Annotated in this window: 12 protein-coding genes and 1 pseudogene; 7 read left to right on the forward strand and 6 right to left on the reverse strand. The window is 69.4% G+C overall.

Features of this window, described 5'->3' with window-relative positions; all coding sequences use genetic code 11:
• Nucleotides 1-38 precede the first annotated feature (38 nt).
• The 3 genes from ACIHCL_RS14855 (at nucleotide 39) to ACIHCL_RS14865 (ending at nucleotide 3,251) form a co-directional block, all read left to right on the forward strand.
• The gene (locus ACIHCL_RS14855) at nucleotides 39-479 is read left to right on the forward strand and encodes an SseB family protein (RefSeq protein ID WP_399861536.1); all 441 of its coding nucleotides are present in this window, start codon (nucleotides 39-41) and stop codon (nucleotides 477-479) included.
• Nucleotides 480-920: 441 nt separating this feature from the next.
• On the forward strand, nucleotides 921-1,877 hold the full coding sequence (locus tag ACIHCL_RS14860) for a pirin family protein (protein ID WP_399861539.1): 957 nt from the start codon (nucleotides 921-923) through the stop codon (nucleotides 1,875-1,877).
• Between the two features lie 240 nt (nucleotides 1,878-2,117).
• Complete coding sequence (locus ACIHCL_RS14865; protein WP_399861542.1) at nucleotides 2,118-3,251, forward strand: AI-2E family transporter; 1,134 nt, start codon at nucleotides 2,118-2,120, stop codon at nucleotides 3,249-3,251.
• A 260-nt stretch (nucleotides 3,252-3,511) separates the two neighbouring features.
• On the opposite strand, the pseudogene ACIHCL_RS14870 reads toward ACIHCL_RS14865, so the two are convergent.
• Nucleotides 3,512-5,869: pseudogene (locus ACIHCL_RS14870) on the reverse strand (SpoIIE family protein phosphatase); the annotation flags it as partial.
• A 400-nt stretch (nucleotides 5,870-6,269) separates the two neighbouring features.
• On the opposite strand from ACIHCL_RS14870, the gene aspS reads away from it, so the two are divergent.
• A complete protein-coding gene (gene aspS / locus ACIHCL_RS14875; RefSeq protein WP_399861544.1) occupies nucleotides 6,270-8,045 on the forward strand; it encodes an aspartate--tRNA ligase in 1,776 nt (591 codons plus the stop codon).
• Between the two features lie 270 nt (nucleotides 8,046-8,315).
• Here aspS and ACIHCL_RS14880 read toward each other — a convergent pair whose 3' ends face one another.
• From ACIHCL_RS14880 to ACIHCL_RS14890, 3 genes are all read right to left on the reverse strand, one after another.
• Nucleotides 8,316-8,555, reverse strand: a complete 240-nt coding sequence (locus ACIHCL_RS14880; protein ID WP_399861546.1) for a hypothetical protein — start codon at nucleotides 8,553-8,555, stop codon at nucleotides 8,316-8,318.
• 30 nt (nucleotides 8,556-8,585) lie between these two features.
• Nucleotides 8,586-9,599 carry a hypothetical protein gene (locus ACIHCL_RS14885; protein ID WP_399861549.1) on the reverse strand — a complete coding sequence of 338 codons (1,014 nt, stop codon included), beginning with the start codon at nucleotides 9,597-9,599 and terminating at the stop codon, nucleotides 8,586-8,588.
• A gap of 201 nt (nucleotides 9,600-9,800) precedes the next feature.
• Entirely contained in the window at nucleotides 9,801-10,238 is a 438-nt protein-coding gene (locus ACIHCL_RS14890; RefSeq protein WP_399861551.1) for a type VII secretion target, read from the reverse strand.
• A gap of 564 nt (nucleotides 10,239-10,802) precedes the next feature.
• On the opposite strand from ACIHCL_RS14890, the gene ACIHCL_RS14895 reads away from it, so the two are divergent.
• Nucleotides 10,803-11,702 carry a L,D-transpeptidase family protein gene (locus tag ACIHCL_RS14895; protein ID WP_399861554.1) on the forward strand — a complete coding sequence of 300 codons (900 nt, stop codon included), beginning with the start codon at nucleotides 10,803-10,805 and terminating at the stop codon, nucleotides 11,700-11,702.
• 160 nt (nucleotides 11,703-11,862) lie between these two features.
• Here the strand turns inward: ACIHCL_RS14895 and metG are convergent, their stop codons facing one another.
• Complete coding sequence (metG, locus tag ACIHCL_RS14900) at nucleotides 11,863-13,467, reverse strand: methionine--tRNA ligase (protein ID WP_399861557.1); 1,605 nt, start codon at nucleotides 13,465-13,467, stop codon at nucleotides 11,863-11,865.
• A 270-nt stretch (nucleotides 13,468-13,737) separates the two neighbouring features.
• Between metG and ACIHCL_RS14905 the strand changes: the two genes are divergently transcribed.
• Together ACIHCL_RS14905 and ACIHCL_RS14910 are read left to right on the forward strand one after the other, a co-directional pair.
• Complete coding sequence (locus tag ACIHCL_RS14905; RefSeq protein WP_399861868.1) at nucleotides 13,738-14,391, forward strand: response regulator transcription factor; 654 nt, start codon at nucleotides 13,738-13,740, stop codon at nucleotides 14,389-14,391.
• Nucleotides 14,392-14,597: 206 nt separating this feature from the next.
• The gene (locus tag ACIHCL_RS14910) at nucleotides 14,598-15,809 is read left to right on the forward strand and encodes a sensor histidine kinase (protein WP_399861870.1); all 1,212 of its coding nucleotides are present in this window, start codon (nucleotides 14,598-14,600) and stop codon (nucleotides 15,807-15,809) included.
• Here ACIHCL_RS14910 and ACIHCL_RS14915 read toward each other — a convergent pair.
• Entirely contained in the window at nucleotides 15,743-17,539 is a 1,797-nt protein-coding gene (locus tag ACIHCL_RS14915; RefSeq protein WP_399861560.1) for a VWA domain-containing protein, read from the reverse strand. The two genes, ACIHCL_RS14910 and ACIHCL_RS14915, sit on opposite strands and share 67 nt — an antisense overlap.
• Nucleotides 17,540-17,722: the final 183 nt, after the last annotated feature.

Consider the following 17,722-nt stretch of genomic DNA (forward strand, 5'->3'; position numbering starts at 1 on the left):
CCCTCAAGGGTGCGATGTGTCCGATTACTCTTTGGCGCATGTACGGCTACGACCAGAACCCGGGCGCACAGCAGCAGATGGGCGGCGGCTACGGCGAGCAGCCGCTGTACCCCGAGCCCTCGCCGCCGTCTCTCCGGGACGCGGTGCGGGCCTTCACCACCGGCTCGCTGTCCGCCGAGGACTTCCAGCAGATCTTCGCGACGTCGAAGGTCTACTGCCCGCGCGGCGACAACCCGGGATTCCTTGCGCTGCACAACACGCAGCAACCGGTGATCCCGATGTTCACCACGCTCAAGGAGTTGCGGCGGTACGCGGGCAAGGAGTCCAAGTACTTCGTGATCACCGGAGCCGAGGTGATCGACCTGCTGCCGACCGGGTACGGCTTCGTCCTCGACATGGAGGGCGACCACCGCATGGTCTTCGACGCCAAGGCCGTGGAGCAGATGGTCGACTACGCGATGCGTCGCATGTACGGCTGAGGCGCCGTCGGTGCGGCCGAGGCGCCGCATGCAGGGCTGAGGCGCGCTTGTGTGTGCGGCTGACGTCCGCGCTCGCACGAGGAGCCCGTACCGCGTTCGGACACCGCCGGTGAACAGCCGGCGGCATCCGGGCGCGGTGCGGGCTCCTGGCCGTTTCGGCGCGCGGGCGACCGGGGGCGATCAGGGGCGACCGGAGACGACGGGAGGTGGGGGCGGAGGGCTTCGGGGTGGTGGACGCGACGGGCGTGGGGGCGATCAGTGAGGGGTGGCGGGCGTAGGGCGGTGCCCGGGCCGGGGTGGCGGGTCCAGGAGGAGCGGGCTCCGGATGGCGGGTGGTGGGGGTGGTGGGAGCCGGGCTCCGGGCGGCGGGAATGCCGGATGCCTTGCAAGATGTTCAGTGTTCAACTAAATTGGATGCAGGACAAACCGGAGGTGGCTCTCATGCCCGCAGTGACCGTCGAAAACCCGCTGACCCTGCCCAAGGTCGCCGCGTCCGCCGACGCCGTGGCCCGTCCCGTGCTCACCGTCACGACCGCGCCGAGCGGCTACGAGGGTGAGGGCTTCCCGGTTCGTCGTGCGTTCGCCGGGATCAACTACAGGCACCTCGACCCGTTCATCATGATGGACCAGATGGGCGAGGTGGAGTACGCGGCGGGCGAGCCGAAGGGCACCCCGTGGCACCCGCACCGGGGCTTCGAGACCGTCACGTACCTGATCGACGGCACCTTCGTCCACCAGGACTCCAACGGCGGTGGCGGCACCATCCAGAACGGTGACACCCAGTGGATGACGGCCGGTTCCGGGCTCCTGCACATCGAGGCTCCGCCGGAGTCCCTCGTGATGTCGGGCGGGCTCTTCCACGGCCTCCAGCTCTGGGTGAACCTGCCCAGGTCCCACAAGATGATGGACCCCCGCTACCAGGACATCCGCGGCGGCCAGGTCCAGCTCCTCGCCTCCCCGGACGGTGGCGCGCTGATCCGCGTCATCGCCGGTGAGCTCGACGGGCACGAGGGCCCCGGCATCACCCACACCCCGATCACGATGATCCACGCCACCATCCGCCCCGGCGCCGAGCTGACCCTGCCGTGGCGCGAGGACTTCAACGGGCTCGCCTACGTGATGGCGGGGCGCGGCAGCGTCGGCGCGGAGCGCCGTCCGATCCGCCTGGGGCAGACCGCGGTCTTCGGCGCTGGTTCCTCGCTGACCGTCCGCGCGGACGAGAAGCAGGACGGCAACACCCCGGACCTGGAGGTCGTGCTGCTCGGTGGCCGCCCGATCCGCGAGCCGATGGCGCACTACGGGCCGTTCGTGATGAACAGCCAGGAAGAACTGCGGCAGGCGTTCGAGGATTTCCAGGCCGGCCGGCTCGGCCAGGTGCCCGCCGTCCACGGCATGTGAGCCGACCGCTTCGGGCGGGATGCCTGACGAACGGCATCCGCTGACGCAGGGCACCCCCTGGTGGAGGGCATCCTCCTGACGGAGCGTGCCCTCCGTCGGGCCCGGGCCCTCGTCAGCTGTGGCCGTGCGGGAACGTTGTCCCGTGCCGGAACATGTCCGTGACGAACGGATGTGACAGCCGATCACCCATACGACGGCGCGGGCGAGACACGGCCTCCGCACCGTGATCGGGTGGGGAGGGTGCAGACCCAGAAGCCCCTTCTGCCCGACGGCGCCCGGCGCACGGCCGCCTGGTGCGGTGTCGTCCTTCTCGTCAGCGGGGTCGCGGCAATCGCCGTCTGGTTGTGCGTCGCCTTCAAGACGGCCGTCACACCCGTACTGCTCGCCCTGCTCGGTACGGCCCTGCTCGGTCCGGTCCACCGCAGGCTGACCGCCCGCGGTCTGAACCGCTCGCTCTCCGCGGGGCTCACCTGCGCCCTGCTCGTCGCGGTGGTCGGCGGCGCCGGATACATCGTCGTCACCGCGCTCGTCGACAGCGGCCCGCAGATCCTCCGTTCGCTCAAGCGCATCGGGCAGTGGCTCGTCGACCACCTCGGGATCAGCGGGACCACCGATGTGGACGCTCTCGCCGCCAACGCCCAGAAGATCCTGGAGAAGTTCGGCGCGAGCGCCGCGGGCGGGCTCCTCTCCGGGATCAGCCTGATCGGTTCGCTGATCGCGACGGGCCTCCTCGCCATGCTGCTGACCTTCTTCTTCCTGCGTGACTCCGACCGGGCCGCCGGTCTCGCCCACGCGGTCGCCCCGCGCGGGACGGGCGAGCTGGTCGAGGCGATGGGGCGACGGGCCTTCGAGGCGGTCCAGGGCTTCATGCGCGGCACCACGGTCATCGCCCTGATCGACGCGGTCTGCATCACCATCGGCCTGCTGATCCTGCGGGTACCCGGTGCGGTGGGGCTGGGCGCACTGGTCTTAGTCGGCGCGTACATCCCGTACCTCGGGGCGTTCATCTCCGGTACCGTCGCGGTCCTGGTGGCGGTCGCCGACCGGGGGGTGGTGATCGGACTGTGGGCGCTGGGCGTCGTGCTCGCCGTACAGGTGCTGGAGGGGCACGTCCTGCAACCGATGATTCAGAGCCGTACGGTCCAGATGCACCCGGCCACGATCATGATCGCGCTCACCGCGGGCGCCGGGGTGGCGGGACTGCTGGGCATGCTGCTCGCCGTACCGCTGTGCGCGGCGGCCTTCGGGGTCATCGGCGAACTGCGCGGGGAGCACCCCGGCCCGGCCGGGTCCGCCGGGGAGCCCGGCCCTGCGGGGCCCGCAGGTTCTGCGGGGCCTTCCGGTTCTGCTGGTTCCGGTCAGGCCGAGGGCTGAGCCTTTCGGTCCCGGTCGGCCGGTCGGCCCGAGGCGGGGCCTTCCGGTTCCGCCGGGCCTGCTGATTCTGCCGGTTCTCCCGGGTCTTCTGCTTCCGCCAGGTCTTCCAATTCGGCGGGGACCTCGGGGGCCGTTCCCGCCCCGGTCGCCGTCGCCGTGGCCGTCACCGGTGTCGTGGCCGCCGTCGCCCCCGCGTCCTGGTCCGGTTCCGGTTCCTGGTCCGATGTCGCTTCCGCAGCCGTGTCCGTGACGGTCCCTGCTTCCGCCTTCGCGCCCGGTTCGTACAGCTCGAACCAGATCAGCTTCCCCGCGCCCCGGGGGTCCACCCCCCACGCGTCGGCGAGCATCTCCAGCAGCACCAGCCCCCGCCCGCTGGAAGCCAGTTCTCCCGGGTACCGCCGGTGCGGCAGCTCGTCGCTGCCGTCGGCCACCTCGACCCTGAGCCGCCGTTCGCCCGGCTCCCCCGTCGCCCGGACGACCATCAACGCGTCCCCGTCCGTGTGGACGAGGACGTTGGTGGTCATCTCGGAGACCATCAGCACCGCCGCGTCGACCTGCTCAGGATCCTCCCAGTCGTACAACAGCTCCCGCAGCTGCTGCCGCGCCGTCGAGATCTGATCCGGTTCGGCCTGTGCGATCGCCAGCGTGGCCCGGCGCGTCGTCGTCCGTGACGGTCCGCCGTCGCGCCGCAGCAGCAGTACGGCGACGTCGTCCTCGCGGCGGTCCGCCAGCGGGCCCGTCATGTAGCGGGACGCCGGTCCGTGCACTGCCTGCACCAGGGTGTCGGCGAGCTTCTCCAGGTCGGCCGTCTGCTGCTCCAGGACCGACCGCAGCCGGAGCCAGCCCGTCGCCATGTCATGGCCGCCGGTCTCGATCAGCCCGTCGGTGCAGAGCATGATCGTCTCCCCGGGCTCCAGGGTGAGCCGGCTCGTCGGGTAGTCCGCGTCCGACTCGATGCCGAGCGGCAGTCCGCCGTCGGTGAAACGGATCGTCGCGGTCCCGTCGGCCGTCACCACCACGGGGTGGGGGTGGCCGGCCCGCGCGATGTCGAGGGTTCCGGTCTCCGGGTCGGCCTCCGCGTACAGGCAGGTCGCGAAGCGCGGCCCGGTCTGCTCCCCGCCCTCGTAGGCGTCGGTGAGCCCGGAGAGGAAACGGGACGCGCGGGAGAGCACCGCGTCCGGCCGGTGCCCCTCGGCGGCGTACGCGCGCAGGGCGATCCGCAACTGCCCCATCAGCCCCGCGGCCCGCACGTCATGGCCCTGCACGTCACCGATGACGAGGGCGATGCGGCCGTTGGGGAGCGGGATCATGTCGTACCAGTCGCCGCCGACCTGGAGCCCGCCGCCGGTCGGGACGTAGCGGGCGGCGACCGTCATCCCGGGAACCCCGGGCCCGAGGGACGGCATCATCGAGCGCTGCAGCCCCAGTGAGAGTTCGCGTTCGGTCTCGGCGACCCCGGCGCGGGCCAGGGCCTGGGCGAGCATGCGCGCCACCGTCGTCAGCACCGACCGCTCGTCCGCCGTGAACGTGACCGGGTGGCGGAACGCCGCCAGCCAGGCACCCATCGTCCGCCCCGCCACCGTCAGCGGCAGAAAGGCCCAGGAACGGCGGCCGAACACGCTGGCGAGCGGCCAGGTCTCCGGGTAACGGCGCCGGTACTCCTCGGGCGAGGGCAGATAGATCGCCTGCCCCGTCCGTATGACCTCGGCGGCGGGGTAGTCGGCGTCCAGGGGCATGCCGTTGAACGGGCGGTCGTCCCCCGCCTTGTGCCCATGATGTCCGGTGATTGTCAGCCGGTCGCCTGCGATGCCGAAGACCGCCAGGCCGTCCGGCGAGAACCCGGGCATGGAGAGGGAGGAGGCGACCCGCAGCACTTCCTCGGTGGACCGGGCCTCGGCCAGCGCGCGGCCCGCGTCCAGCAGGAACGCCTCGCGGGAGCGGCGCCAGTCCCCGGTGACGGGGGTGTCCCCGGCGGCGCTGTGCTGTCGTTCGGCGACCTCCTGGAGAGTGCCGATCAAGACAAAGGAGAAGCCGCCCGGCTTCCTGGGCGGCACCAACGCGTCCTCGGACCCCTCGCCGTCTCCGGGCGGCGCGGGAGCGGCGGGCTGCGCGCGGTTCGCGGGGCTCACGGGAGCTGTGGGGTTTGCGGCGGCCGTGGGGCTTTGGTGGGGCACGGGGTTTGCGGGGGACGTGCGGCTTGTGCGGGGCACGGATGACGCTTCGGCCGGCCGATGGTCGCCCGGGGACGGCGTGCGGGGCGGCAGCGCCTCGTCCACGGGCGGCAGCGCCTTGTCCACCGGCGGCAGCGCCTCGTTCTCAAGCGTGAGCGGCTTGGACCTGCTGCGTACCGTGCGCAGCACCCGTCCTTGCGGGTCCACGACCCGCAACCGGGCCTCGGCGAAGGTGCCCTCGGCGAGGGCGAGTCCCACCACCCCGTGGATCTCGTTCCAGTCCACCGGGTGGAACCGGGAACGCACCGCCGACTCGCGGAAGACACCGGGTTTCGCGGGCAGCCCGAGCAGCCGGGCCGCCTCCGTGTCAAGCGTCACGGTCCGGGCTCCGCTGTCCCAGCGCCACAGGCCGGTCGCGGTCGCGGCCAGGACGTCTTCGGTACGCATTGCCCTACTTTAAGAAGATGTGCTCGGTAAACGCCACTGTGGGCGGCCATCCAGGACCGCTCCGGGCGGCGCCGGGCGGGACCTGGCCGGGACCTGGCCGGGACCTGGCCGGGACCCGGCCGGGACCCGGCGGAGGTGCCGGGGTGATGTCCGGCGGGCCGCGGTCCGCCGGATGCGTCCGCGCCCTGTGGTCCCGCTGGGGTGTGCAACCGCGGTGAGATGTCCTGGTTGTCCGGAGTGCTGTGGTCATGACGCATCGGAGTGTCCGGGCTGTGGGTCATGGGCGTCTGTCCGCCTCCGGGCGATCTTGAAATGTCAATGTCAATGTTTTGGGGCGGGCGCGGGCGGTAGCCTGGGGTGGTTGAATCCACCCCGAATCGCGAAGACTGGATGAACGACGATGCATCGGTACAGGTCCCACACCTGCGGCGAGCTCCGCGCCTCTGACGTCGGCACCGACGTCCGGCTGAGCGGCTGGCTGCACAATCGCCGAGACCTGGGCGGCATCCTCTTCATCGATCTGCGCGACCACTACGGTCTGGTGCAGCTCGTCGCCCGCCCCGGCACCCCTGCCAACGAGGCGCTGGCGAAGCTCACCAAGGAGACCGTCGTACGCGTCGACGGCAAGGTCTCCGCGCGTGGCGCCGAGAACATCAACCCGGAGCTGCCGACCGGCGACATCGAGATCGAGGTCACCGAGGTCGAGGTACTGGGCGAGGCCGCCCCGCTGCCGTTCACGATCAACACCGAGGACGGGGTCAACGAGGAGCGGCGCCTGGAGTACCGCTTCCTCGACCTGCGCCGCGAGCGCATGCACCGCAACATCATGCTGCGCTCGGCCGTCATCGCCTCCATCCGCGCCAAGATGGTGGCCCTCGGCTTCAACGAGATGGCGACGCCGATCCTCACCGCGACCTCCCCCGAGGGCGCCCGTGACTTCGTCGTTCCGTCCCGCCTGAACCCGGGCAAGTTCTACGCGCTGCCGCAGGCCCCGCAGCAGTTCAAGCAGCTGCTGATGATCTCCGGCTTCGACCGCTACTTCCAGATCGCGCCGTGCTTCCGCGACGAGGACGCCCGCGCCGACCGCTCGCCCGGCGAGTTCTACCAGCTCGACGTCGAGATGTCGTTCGTCGAGCAGGAGGACGTCTTCCAGCCGATCGAGAAGCTCATGACCGAGCTCTTCGAGGAGTTCGGCAACGGCCGCCACGTCACCTCGCCGTTCCCGCGCATCCCGTTCCGCGAGTCGATGCTGAAGTACGGCAACGACAAGCCGGACCTGCGCGCCAAGCTGGAACTGGTCGACATCTCCGACATCTTCGCCGACTCGGAGTTCAAGGCGTTCGCCGGCAAGCACGTCCGCGCCCTGCCGGTCCCGGACACCGCGGGCCAGTCCCGGAAGTTCTTCGACGGCCTCGGCGCCTACGCCGTCCAGCACGGCGCCAAGGGCCTGGCCTGGGTCCGGGTCGCCGAGGACGGTGCGCTCACCGGACCGATCGCCAAGTTCCTCACCGAGAACGACGTCAAGACGCTCACCGAGCGCCTGTCCCTCGTCCCGGGCCACGCCGTCTTCTTCGGTGCGGGCGAGTTCGACGAGGTTTCCAAGATCATGTCCGTCGTCCGCGTCGAGGCCGCCAAGCGCGCCGGCCACTTCGAGGAGGACGTCTTCCGGTTCTGCTGGATCGTCGACTTCCCGATGTACGAGAAGGACGAGGACACCGGAAGGATCGACTTCTCGCACAACCCCTTCTCGATGCCCCAGGGCGGCATGAAGGACCTGGAGGAGAAGGACCCGCTCGACATCCTGGCCTGGCAGTACGACATCGTCTGCAACGGCATCGAGCTGTCCTCCGGCGCCATCCGCAACCATGAGCCCGATGTCATGCTCAAGGCGTTCGAGATCGCCGGTTACGACCGCGAGACCGTCGAGCACGAGTTCGCGGGCATGCTCCGCGCCTTCCGCCTCGGCGCCCCGCCGCACGGCGGCATCGCCCCGGGCGTCGACCGCATCGTAATGCTCCTCGCGGACGAGCCGAACATCCGCGAGACGATCGCCTTCCCGCTCAACGGCAACGCCCAGGACCTGATGATGGGTGCCCCGACGGAGCTGGACGAGTCCCGCCTGCGCGAGCTGAACATCCAGCTCCGCAAGCCGGTCGAGGCGAAGGACAAGGGCTGACGGCGAACCCCTCGTCCGTCGGTGTCCGACACCCGATTCCTGAGCCCCTGACGTCCGGGTGCTTCGGGTTCCACGTGAAACAGCTCCCGGCCGGATTCCTCCGGCCGGGAGCTGTTCGCTTGCACGCAGCGGGTGGCGGGCGACGGATGGCCTTCCACCTGCGAAGACATATGGGCCCGCACCTGCGAGGTCATCAGGACAACGGGGCGCGGCTCACGCAGTCGAGTCGTGTGCCGAGCGCGAATGACGTTTGGCTCGGGACCGGAAAGGTCACCGGGAGCGCCTCTGTGTTTTGGATTGCATCACCAAGGCGTAGACATAGCCGATCACGAGAAGTAGTCCCAGTACGCCGATCCCGAGGAACGGAAGGATTTCACCGGCCCCTTCCCCGTCGGAGATTCCGAAGATCGTCCCCATCACGCCCACCGCGAGCCCGATGAACCCCATGAGTAGGGTCCTGTGATTCCCGAGGAACCCGACGATCAGGAACCGCTTGATTCGCTCCGACATGCTTCGATTCCCCTTCCGCTTTTTATGCGCCTACTTCCAGTGAACATTCCCTGGGTCCTTTGGTGTCATGATCTTCGCGTTGGGTCCTTCCGAAGCATGCTGTGCGGGAGTGTAATAGAAATCCAGTCCAGTGGCGACGAGCGCGACAGGGACACCGAAAACCTTCCCGCCCAGGCTTCCAACTCTGTTCATCAAGGTCGGCTTTCGGTGCCGCCCCCCGCCGCCGGAGGTCTCCAAGAGCGAGGCCTCCATGCCGGCCGCATAGGCTGGTGTTCCGTCGATGAAATAGGACTTGGCGCTGGCCCAGTCCCTCTTGCCGACACTGTCGACGCTGTTCAGCCAAGCCCTGTATCCGAGGAATTCTGCGGCAGGCTTGATGGTGCTGTTACCGAACTTGCCGCGGGAAGCGTTATCGATCCGAGTTTGAATCTCCTTGTCGGAGAGCTCCTTGAGGGATATTTTCCCCTTGTCTCCCGAAATTTCCATGGAGATTTCATTGCGCATCTGCCGGGCTTCAGCGAGAGAGGCCGGGGCTGTGGGGAGAAACCCGATGTCGTAGCTCTCGCTCATGCTCTGCAATGCCCAACGAAGCGTGAAATCTGCTTCGTCGGCATCCTGTAGAGCCTGAAGGGTTCTTTCCTTGTACGAGGCTATGGTGGGTTGATATGCCACCGCCAAGCGGTCGAAATCGTCCGGTTCAACTTTTTTCGGGTCCAGAAAAACCAGCCCGTGAGGGTTGATCGAAAGATGCTCATGCCCGGCCAGGCCGTTGGTTATGTTCTCCAGCTCGCCTTTTGTCGAGCGAAATATGTCGAGGCAGTTGCTCAAGAGCTTATGGACGCTCTTCGCCTCGTTCTCAGAATTATCGATCTGGTTTGAAATCCCGTTGAGGGAAGTGAAAGCGGCCTGCGCCGCTTCCCCCTCCCAATCCGACTCTCGGAGTCCTTTTGCCACCTCATTCTTGAAGGTCCAGGCAGCACTACGAATAAGTGTCGGCAGGTTCGCCCAGGCGTCGACAGCGGCTGAGAGCTTTTCGAGATTCACTTCAGTGAGTTCTGAGTATGTCAATGGCATATATCAGTCTTCCAAGGGTTTTCTGTAACTGCTGATCATGGATGAGATCTCGACTTCACCGGCCGCGCCGGTGTGCCCTCAACGGCCGTGCGGGCGTGCCGCATGGCGATCGCCCTTCCGTGCGTATGTGCACATGCGATGCGCGCACATGGCCGAAGGCCGGCGGGGCCCTCAGATGACGTCGCCCGGCTTGTACGTGGGCACACTGCGCATGCTGTCCCGCCTTGCTTGGTCTTCGGTGACGAAGCAGTCCGCAGCCGACCTGAGATTCTTGGCGAGCCCGTCACTCCCGATTTGGCCGGAGACGTATTTGACCCCGTTCTTCCAGGATTCGATGAAGCTGGTGAGCGCCTCATCGCAAGTGAATCCCTTCATGGAGCCGGACACCTCGGAGGTCTTGGAAACCGCGACTGAATGCGCCTCCCGGAATTCTTTCGCGGCCTTTTCCTCCGCCTTCTTCGCGAAGCTCCTAAGGACCGACGGGGTAACGTGCAACTTCCCCTTGGAACCCTGGCCTCCTCCACCATCGGCCTGATTCAGACGCATGCGCGCGGAACGTTCCGCACGCGCCTCAGCTTTGAGTTGCGCCCATTCGTCCTCGAAAGACATCTGCCCTCCCAAGGGCTTTCTGTTCAACTGCCGCTGCTCAAGCCCCCGTTCGCGGCCTCCGGAGAACGAGGACCCGGTATGCACGGTAGCCGACGGCAGAGACTGCCCGGCGCCCTCTTGTCCAGATGCGGAATCAGCCATAAGCGGAGGCGCTGCAGCATCGGACAACCCGAGTGTCAAGTGGGCCTCGAAGGCTCTGGGCGCAGGTGGTCGGGTGCCGGCGCAGATCGGGCGGTTCACTGATGGCGATGCGGTGGCTGGCGGACGGAGGGTGGTCGGGCGTACCGTCGGCCGGCTCGAACGGTGACCGAACACTATGGGCGGGCGGCGCGGTCGGGGCGAGTGGGGGAGCGGGACCCGGAAGCGGCGTGTGTACCGCCGTATGGCCCCCGTGTGGGTTCGCGTTCCCGTGACTCGTCGTTAACTGGGGTCGGCGGGGCCAGGTGTGACGGCGAATCCCATCGCGTCCGCGTGTCCACGACCACCCGTGCCACCCCACGTGCCGCGCCGCCCCCGTCGCTCCACGACGGCTGAGTGGCCCCACGACCGCTGAGGAGAGAGCCCGTGTCCGTGCCCCGTACGTCGGCCGCCCGGCGTCGCCCCCCGTACGCAGTCCGGGCCTGCGCCTGTCTCGCCGCGCTCCTGTCGCTCGCTGCCTGCGGCGACACCTCCGGCACCGACACCGCCGCCGTTTCCGACGCCGCCTCCCACGCCTCCCCGGCGCCCTCCACCTCCTCCACCTCCTCCACCGGCGACGGCGCGCAGGCCGGGGACGCGCGGGGCAGTGGAAAGGCGTTCGGCGGGGCGCAGGCGGACGGGCCGCCGGGGCAGGCCGCCGCTCCCGCGCCACGGGCCCCGGGCATCCGCCCCGCGCTGATCCCCGGGCTGGGGCTGCGGACCGCGGGCAGGATCCCGGTCGACACCCGGCAGGCGCTCGTCGTGACCGGTGAAGCGTACGGGTCCAGCCAGTCCACCGCCGTCCTGTACACCCGCGAAGACCCCGCCAAGGGCTGGCGGGCGGTCACGTCCCGTTGGCCGACCCACAACGGCCTGAACGGATGGACGGACGAACACTGGGAGGGCGACCTGCGCACTCCGGTCGGGGTCTACGGGCTGACGGCGGCCGGCGGGCTGTTCAAGCCGCCGGAGACCGTGTTCCCGTACGAACAGAACCCCGCCTACACCGTGAGTGGCGAGGGGTTCGAGGGTGAACCCCTCGAAGGCTCTTTCGATTATGTGGTCGCGATCGACTACAACCGGACCCCCGGCGTCTCGCCCCTGGACCGTGAACGCCCGCTCGGCCAGGAACGGGGCGGCGGCATCTGGCTCCACGTGGACCACGGCGGTCCCACGCAGGGCTGTGTCTCGCTGTCCGTGAACCACATGAAGGAGCTGCTGAGGCTGCTGGACCCGCGGAAGAACCCGGTGGTGGTGATGGGGGACGCCGAGTGGCTGGAGCGGTGATCCGGCCCCGGCCAGGGCGTGTGTCCGTACGCCGGACGCAGTCCGGTTTCCCGCAGGAAGCAGTGATGACCATGGTCGACCGGTTGGTCTGCGTACACGGGTGAGGGCCGGGACGTCTGCGTGAAGCAGATGTCCCGGCCCTCACGACGCGGGAGTGGTGTTACGCGGGCTTCTCCTCCAGGCGGGGGAAGAGCACCGCGCCCTTCGTGACCGTCGCGCCCACCGGGAGGCGGCCCCAGTCGCCCGCGTCCTGGACGCGCTGGTCGGACAGTGCGCCGAGGGACGCCTCGGCACCGAGGGAGTCCCACAGCTTCTGCGAGGTCTCCGGCATCACGGCGTTCAGCAGCACCGCGACTCCGCGCAGCGACTCCGCGGCCGTGTACAGGATCGTCGCGAGGCGGGCCTGTCCCTCCGGAGAGGTGTCCTTGGCGACCTTCCAGGGCTCCTGCTCCGTGATGTAGCCGTTGACCTGCTTCACGAAGTCGAAGATCGCCAGGATGCCGGCCTGGAAGTCCAGCTCCTCGCCGATCTTCTGGTCCGCCGTGGCGACGGCCTTCGCCAGCCCCTCCTGGACGGCCTTCTCGACGTCACCAGCGGTGGTGGCCTCCGGGAGCGTCCCGCCGAAGTACTTGCCGACCATGGCGGCGACGCGCGAGGCGAGGTTGCCGTAGTCGTTGGCGAGCTCGGAGGTGTAGCGGGCGGAGAAGTCCTCCCAGGAGAACGAGCCGTCGCTGCCGAACGCGATGGCGCGCAGGAAGTACCAGCGGTACGCGTCCACGCCGAAGTGCGAGGTCAGGTCCTGCGGCTTGATGCCGGTCAGGTTCGACTTCGACATCTTCTCGCCGCCGACCATCAGCCAGCCGTTGGCCGCGACCCTGCCCGGCAGCGGCAGACCCTGAGCCATCAGCATCGCGGGCCAGATCACCGCGTGGAAGCGGAGGATGTCCTTGCCCACCAGGTGCACGTTGGCGGGGAACGTCGCGTCGAACTTCTCCTGGTCGGCGCCGTAGCCGACCGCCGTCGCGTAGTTCAGCAGCGCGTCGACCCACACGTAGATGACGTGCTTCTCGTCCCACGGCACCGGGACGCCCCAGTCGAAGGTGGAACGGGAGATGGACAGGTCCTGGAGACCCTGCTTGACGAAGCTCATGACCTCGTTGCGGGCGGACTCGGGCTGGATGAAGCCGGGGTTGTTCGCGTAGAACTCCATCAGCTTCGGGCCGTACGCGCTCAGCTTGAAGAAGTAGTTCTCCTCCTTGAGGATCTCCACCGGCTTCTTGTGGATCGGGCACAGCTTGACGCCGTCCTCGTCCTCGATCAGGTCGCCGGGGAGCTTGTACTCCTCGCAGCCCACGCAGTAAGGGCCCTCGTAACCGCCCTTGTAGATCTCACCCTTGTCGTACAGGTCCTGCACGAACTCCTGCACGCGGTCGGTGTGCCGCTTCTCCGTCGTACGGATGAAGTCGTCGTTCGCGATGCCCAGGTGCTCCCAGAGGGGCTTCCAGGCCTCCTCGACGAGCTTGTCGCACCATTCCTGCGGGGTGACGTCGTTCGCCTCGGCAGTGCGCATGATCTTCTGACCGTGCTCGTCCGTGCCGGTGAGGAACCACACCTTCTCGCCACGCTGGCGGTGCCAGCGCGTGAGCACGTCGCCTGCGACGGTCGTGTAGGCGTGGCCCAGGTGAGGAGCGTCATTGACGTAGTAGATGGGGGTCGAGACGTAGTACGCCGTCGCCCCCTGCTTCTCGGATCCAGTGGCCGCCATGGGCAAAATCCTAACGGCCCGCTGAAGAACGACTTACATCGATTACGGCTGGTCGCGCTCGCTGGTCATGGTCGCTGGTCATGGTCGGGCAGCAGGCGGGGGCGTGCGCCCAGTGAGCCCGGTGCACCGGCGCGGGCGGGGCGGTCGGACAGGCGTGCGGCCGGACGGGCGTGCGGAGACCTCAGCGAAACATGCCTTCCCCTATCAAAGACGCATCCTGGGAGGGAGTGGACACGCATGCACGGGGCACACGAGGCAGAGGACATCACGATGCGCGTACTTGTCGCCGAGGACGAGGAGATGCTGGCGGAGCTGGTGGCCACCGGCCTTCGACGGGCCGGATTCGCCGTCGACACCGTGTACAGCGGCGACGCCGCCCTCGCCTACCTGGGGCTGCACGACTACGACGTCGTCGTCCTCGACCGCGATCTGCCGCGGGTGCACGGCGACGACGTGGCGCGCAAGCTGGTCGCCGCCGGTTCCCGCACCAGGATCCTCATGCTCACGGCCGCCGGGTCGATGGAGGACCGGGTCGCCGGGCTCGATCTCGGTGCCGACGACTACCTGGGCAAGCCCTTCGAGTTCCCCGAACTGGTCTCACGGGTACGCGCGTTGCGGCGGCGCAGCGCCCGCCCCGTGCCGCCGCAGCTGCAACGGCACGGCATCCGGCTCGACACCGTGCGGCGCACCGCATACCGGGACGGCAGGGAGCTCGACCTCTCGCCGAAGGAGTTCTCGGTGCTCCAGCTGCTGCTGGAGGCCGACGGCGGGACCGTCAGCGCGGAGGAGCTGCTGGAGCGGGCCTGGGACGCCAACGCCGATCCCTTCACCGGCGCGGTCCGGGTCTGCATGAGCAAGCTGCGCGGGAAGCTCGGGGAACCGGCGCTGATCCGTACGGTGCAGGGCGTGGGGTACGCCCTGTGAAGGCCCGCCCCGCCCGCGTTCCCCGTGACGCCGCGCGCGTCCCCCACAAGGGTGGCCGCGTGCCACGTGATGCCGCGCGTGTGCCGTGTGACGGCGGACGTGTGCCGCACGATGGCGCGCGTGTGCCGCGCCCGCCGCGTGCGCCGCGAACGTCTCGTGAGCGGGGGGCGGATTCCCGGGTTTCGCGCGCCCTGCGCGCTCTGCGGCTGCCGGGGCCGCCGCGTGTCCGGTACACCACGATCCGCACCCGGATCGCGCTCGTGTACGGCGGGGTCTTCCTGGTGCTGGGTACGGCGCTGCTCGCCACGGTCAACCTCGCCTCCCGCGCGGGCACGGACTCCCGGGCGCGGGACATCGCGCGCACGGCGGCGGTGGTCCAGCCCGGTTACGCCGTCAACGGCCCCCTCATCACCCGGCGCACGCTCGGGCCGCCCACCGTCTACGACCTCACCGACCATGTCAGCGACGCCGCCGGTCACCAGTTGCTCATCTGGTCCGTCGCCGCGTTGCTCGTCATGACGGCGTGCGCGGTCGGCGTGGGTTGGTGGACCGCGGGGCGGGTCCTGCGCCCCGTCCACACCATGACCGCCAAGGCGCGCAGGCTCTCCGAGCACACCCTCCACGAACGCATCACGGCCAACGGCCCCGACGACGAGCTGAAGGAACTCGGCGACACCCTCGACGCCCTGCTGGCCCGGCTGGAGAAGGCGTTCGACAGCCAGCGGCGGTTCATCGCCAACGCCTCGCACGAACTGCGGACCCCGCTCGCCACCCAGCGGGCCGCGATCCAGATCGGCCTGGACGACCCGTCCCCGGAAGATCTCGTACGGACCAGGCAGACCCTGCTGGACAACAACCGGCGCAGTGAACGGCTCATCGAGGGACTGCTGGTCCTGGCGCGCAGCGAACGCGGGCTCGCGGTGACCGAGCGGGAAGAGGTGGACTTCGCACGGGTCGTGGCGGAGGAGGCGGCCCGGCATCCGGGCGTGCGGGTCGACGCCGGACCGTGCACCGTACGGGGGAAGCGGATGCTGCTCGCCCAACTGGTGGCGAATCTGCTGGTCAACGCGGTTACGTACAACGTGCCCGACGGGACCGTGGAGGTGTCGGCGGTGACAGTCGGTCACGGCGTGTTGCTGAAGGTGTGCAACACGGGGCCGGTGGTGGACGCGGAGGACATCCCCGGACTGTTCGAGCCGTTCCGGCGCGGTGAGGGCCGGGACCGGATGGGGCGGGGGTCGGGGCTCGGCCTGTCCATCGTGCGCTCCATCGCGGAGGCGCACGGCGGAACGGTCACGGCGGTTCCGGGCCCTGAGGGCGGGCTCGCCGTGACCGTACGCCTGCCGAGCGATCAGCCCTCGGTGGCCGCCTCGCGGGCCGTGAACCAGGCGGGGAGGGCGGCGAGGACCTCGCGGTAGAAGGTGGTGTCCGGCACCTCGCGGGGGGCCGGGCCCGCGTGGAAGAACCCGGCGTTCGGCACGTCCAGCTTCCGCAGGAAGTCGAAGCCCTTCGCGTCCTCGTCGCCGAACGCGACGAACTGGAAGAACAGCGGCAGCTGTGCCGCGTCGGCGAGCGCCTGCCTCGCGGCCTGCTTGGCGTCCGGCGGGCCGTCCGTCTGGAAGACCACCAGGGCGGGCCCGGTCGCCCCCGACTTCTCGTAGTGCGTGACGACCTCTTCGACGGCGCGGTGGTAGTTCGTCCGGCCGAGGCGGCCCAGCCCCGCGTTCATCTCGTCGATGCGGCCCTCGTGGTCGGCGAACTCGACCGTTCCGGTGCCGTCGATGTCGGTCGAGAAGAAGACGACCTGGACGGTGGCCGTCTCGTCCAGGTGCGCGGCGAGCGCCACGGCGCGGTCGCCGAGGTGCTGGGCACTGCCGTCCTTGTAGAACGGGCGCATGGAGCCGGAGCGGTCGAGGACCAGGTAGACGGTGGCGCGCAGCCCGGTCAGCCCATGCGCCTTCAGCCCGGCCTGGGCGGCCTTGTACGCGCCGACGAGACCGGGGGCGCGCGTCTTGACCCGGGCGAGCGAGAGGGCCGGCTTGTCGGCCGCCGCAGCGGGGGCCGCAGCGGCGGGGATGGCCTCCGCAGCGGCGGGGGTCTGCTCCGGGGTGGCGGCCTGGGCGATGGCCGGTTCGGGGGCGGGCTCCACGGTCCGAGCGGCGTCGTCCCGGGGGGCTTCGGCCCGAGCGGCGTCGGTCGGGACGGGGGCGGTCTGAGCGTCGTCGGTCCGGGCGGCGGACGGCTGGGGCTCGGCTGCCGGTTCGGGGGTGTGGACGGTGGGCTCGACCGTGGGCTCGGTCTCGGTGGGAGCTTCGGCCGTGGGCTCGCCCTCGCCCTCGGGCTCGGACCTGATACCCGGTTCCGGCTCGGCCGCGAGCGCCGCAGGTGCCGGTTCCGCCGATACCGGTTCCGACTCGGGTTCCGGCTCGGTCTCGGTGGCGGGGGCCGTGGCCGGTTCCGGCTGTGCGGCTACCGGGGCGATCGGTTCGGCCTCGGCGAGAACCTCGGGCTCGGCATCGGCCTTGGGCCTGGAAAGCCCCGTCTCCGAGGTCTTCGTCTCCGGGGTCTCCTTCTCGGCGGTCTCCGTCTTCGCGTCGTCCGTCTTCGCGTCTTCCAACTCAGCCGTCTCCGGCTCCGAGGCCTCCAGCCCCGCAGCCTCCGGCTTCGCGACCTCCGGTTCCGCGAGGGCCTGTTCGGCCGTCTCCGGCTCCGGCTCCGACTCGGTTTTCGGCTCCGACTCGGCCGTCGGCCCGTCAGATGCCGACTCCGACTCCGACTCCGGCTTCGACTCCGACGCCGACTCCGGCTTCGGCTCGGGCGCCGTTTCCTTCTCCGGATTCGGGGTCGAGCCCTGCGACGGGACCGTGGGGATGGACGCCTTGTCGAAGGCGGCCGCCACCAGGTCCGAGGCCAGGCTGCTCTCTTCGACTGACCTGGGGGAGGTGGGGGCCGGGATCGAGGCCTTGGGGCCCGCGTCGGTTTCGCGTGCCGGGGCCTTCTCCGTGGTCGGCTCGTCCGTCGGTGTCGTGACCGGCTCCGACTCCGCGGGCGCGGTGCGTTCGGTCTGAGGCGGGACCGTGGCCGTCGACGCGTCCCGCTCCGCGCGGTCACGGCCGAACACCTTGCGCAGCAAGCTCCGAATGCCCATGGGCGAGGCCTTTCGCGTGAGTTGGGGGAAGAGGAATGTCCGACCTGTGGGAATTGATCCCTGGCCAGGGCGGATACGTAAGGTTAGCGGCCGGATCGGGACCTTCGTCGGCACGGCCCGCCCGTGTGAAAAGCGATCCTGCGATTGATCCAGAACCGGTGGCTTCCCGAATCCTCGCAGCAT

Source organism: Streptomyces sp. NPDC052042, assembly GCF_044548345.1.
In the GTDB taxonomy this organism is placed as follows: Bacteria; Actinomycetota; Actinomycetes; order Streptomycetales; family Streptomycetaceae; genus Streptomyces.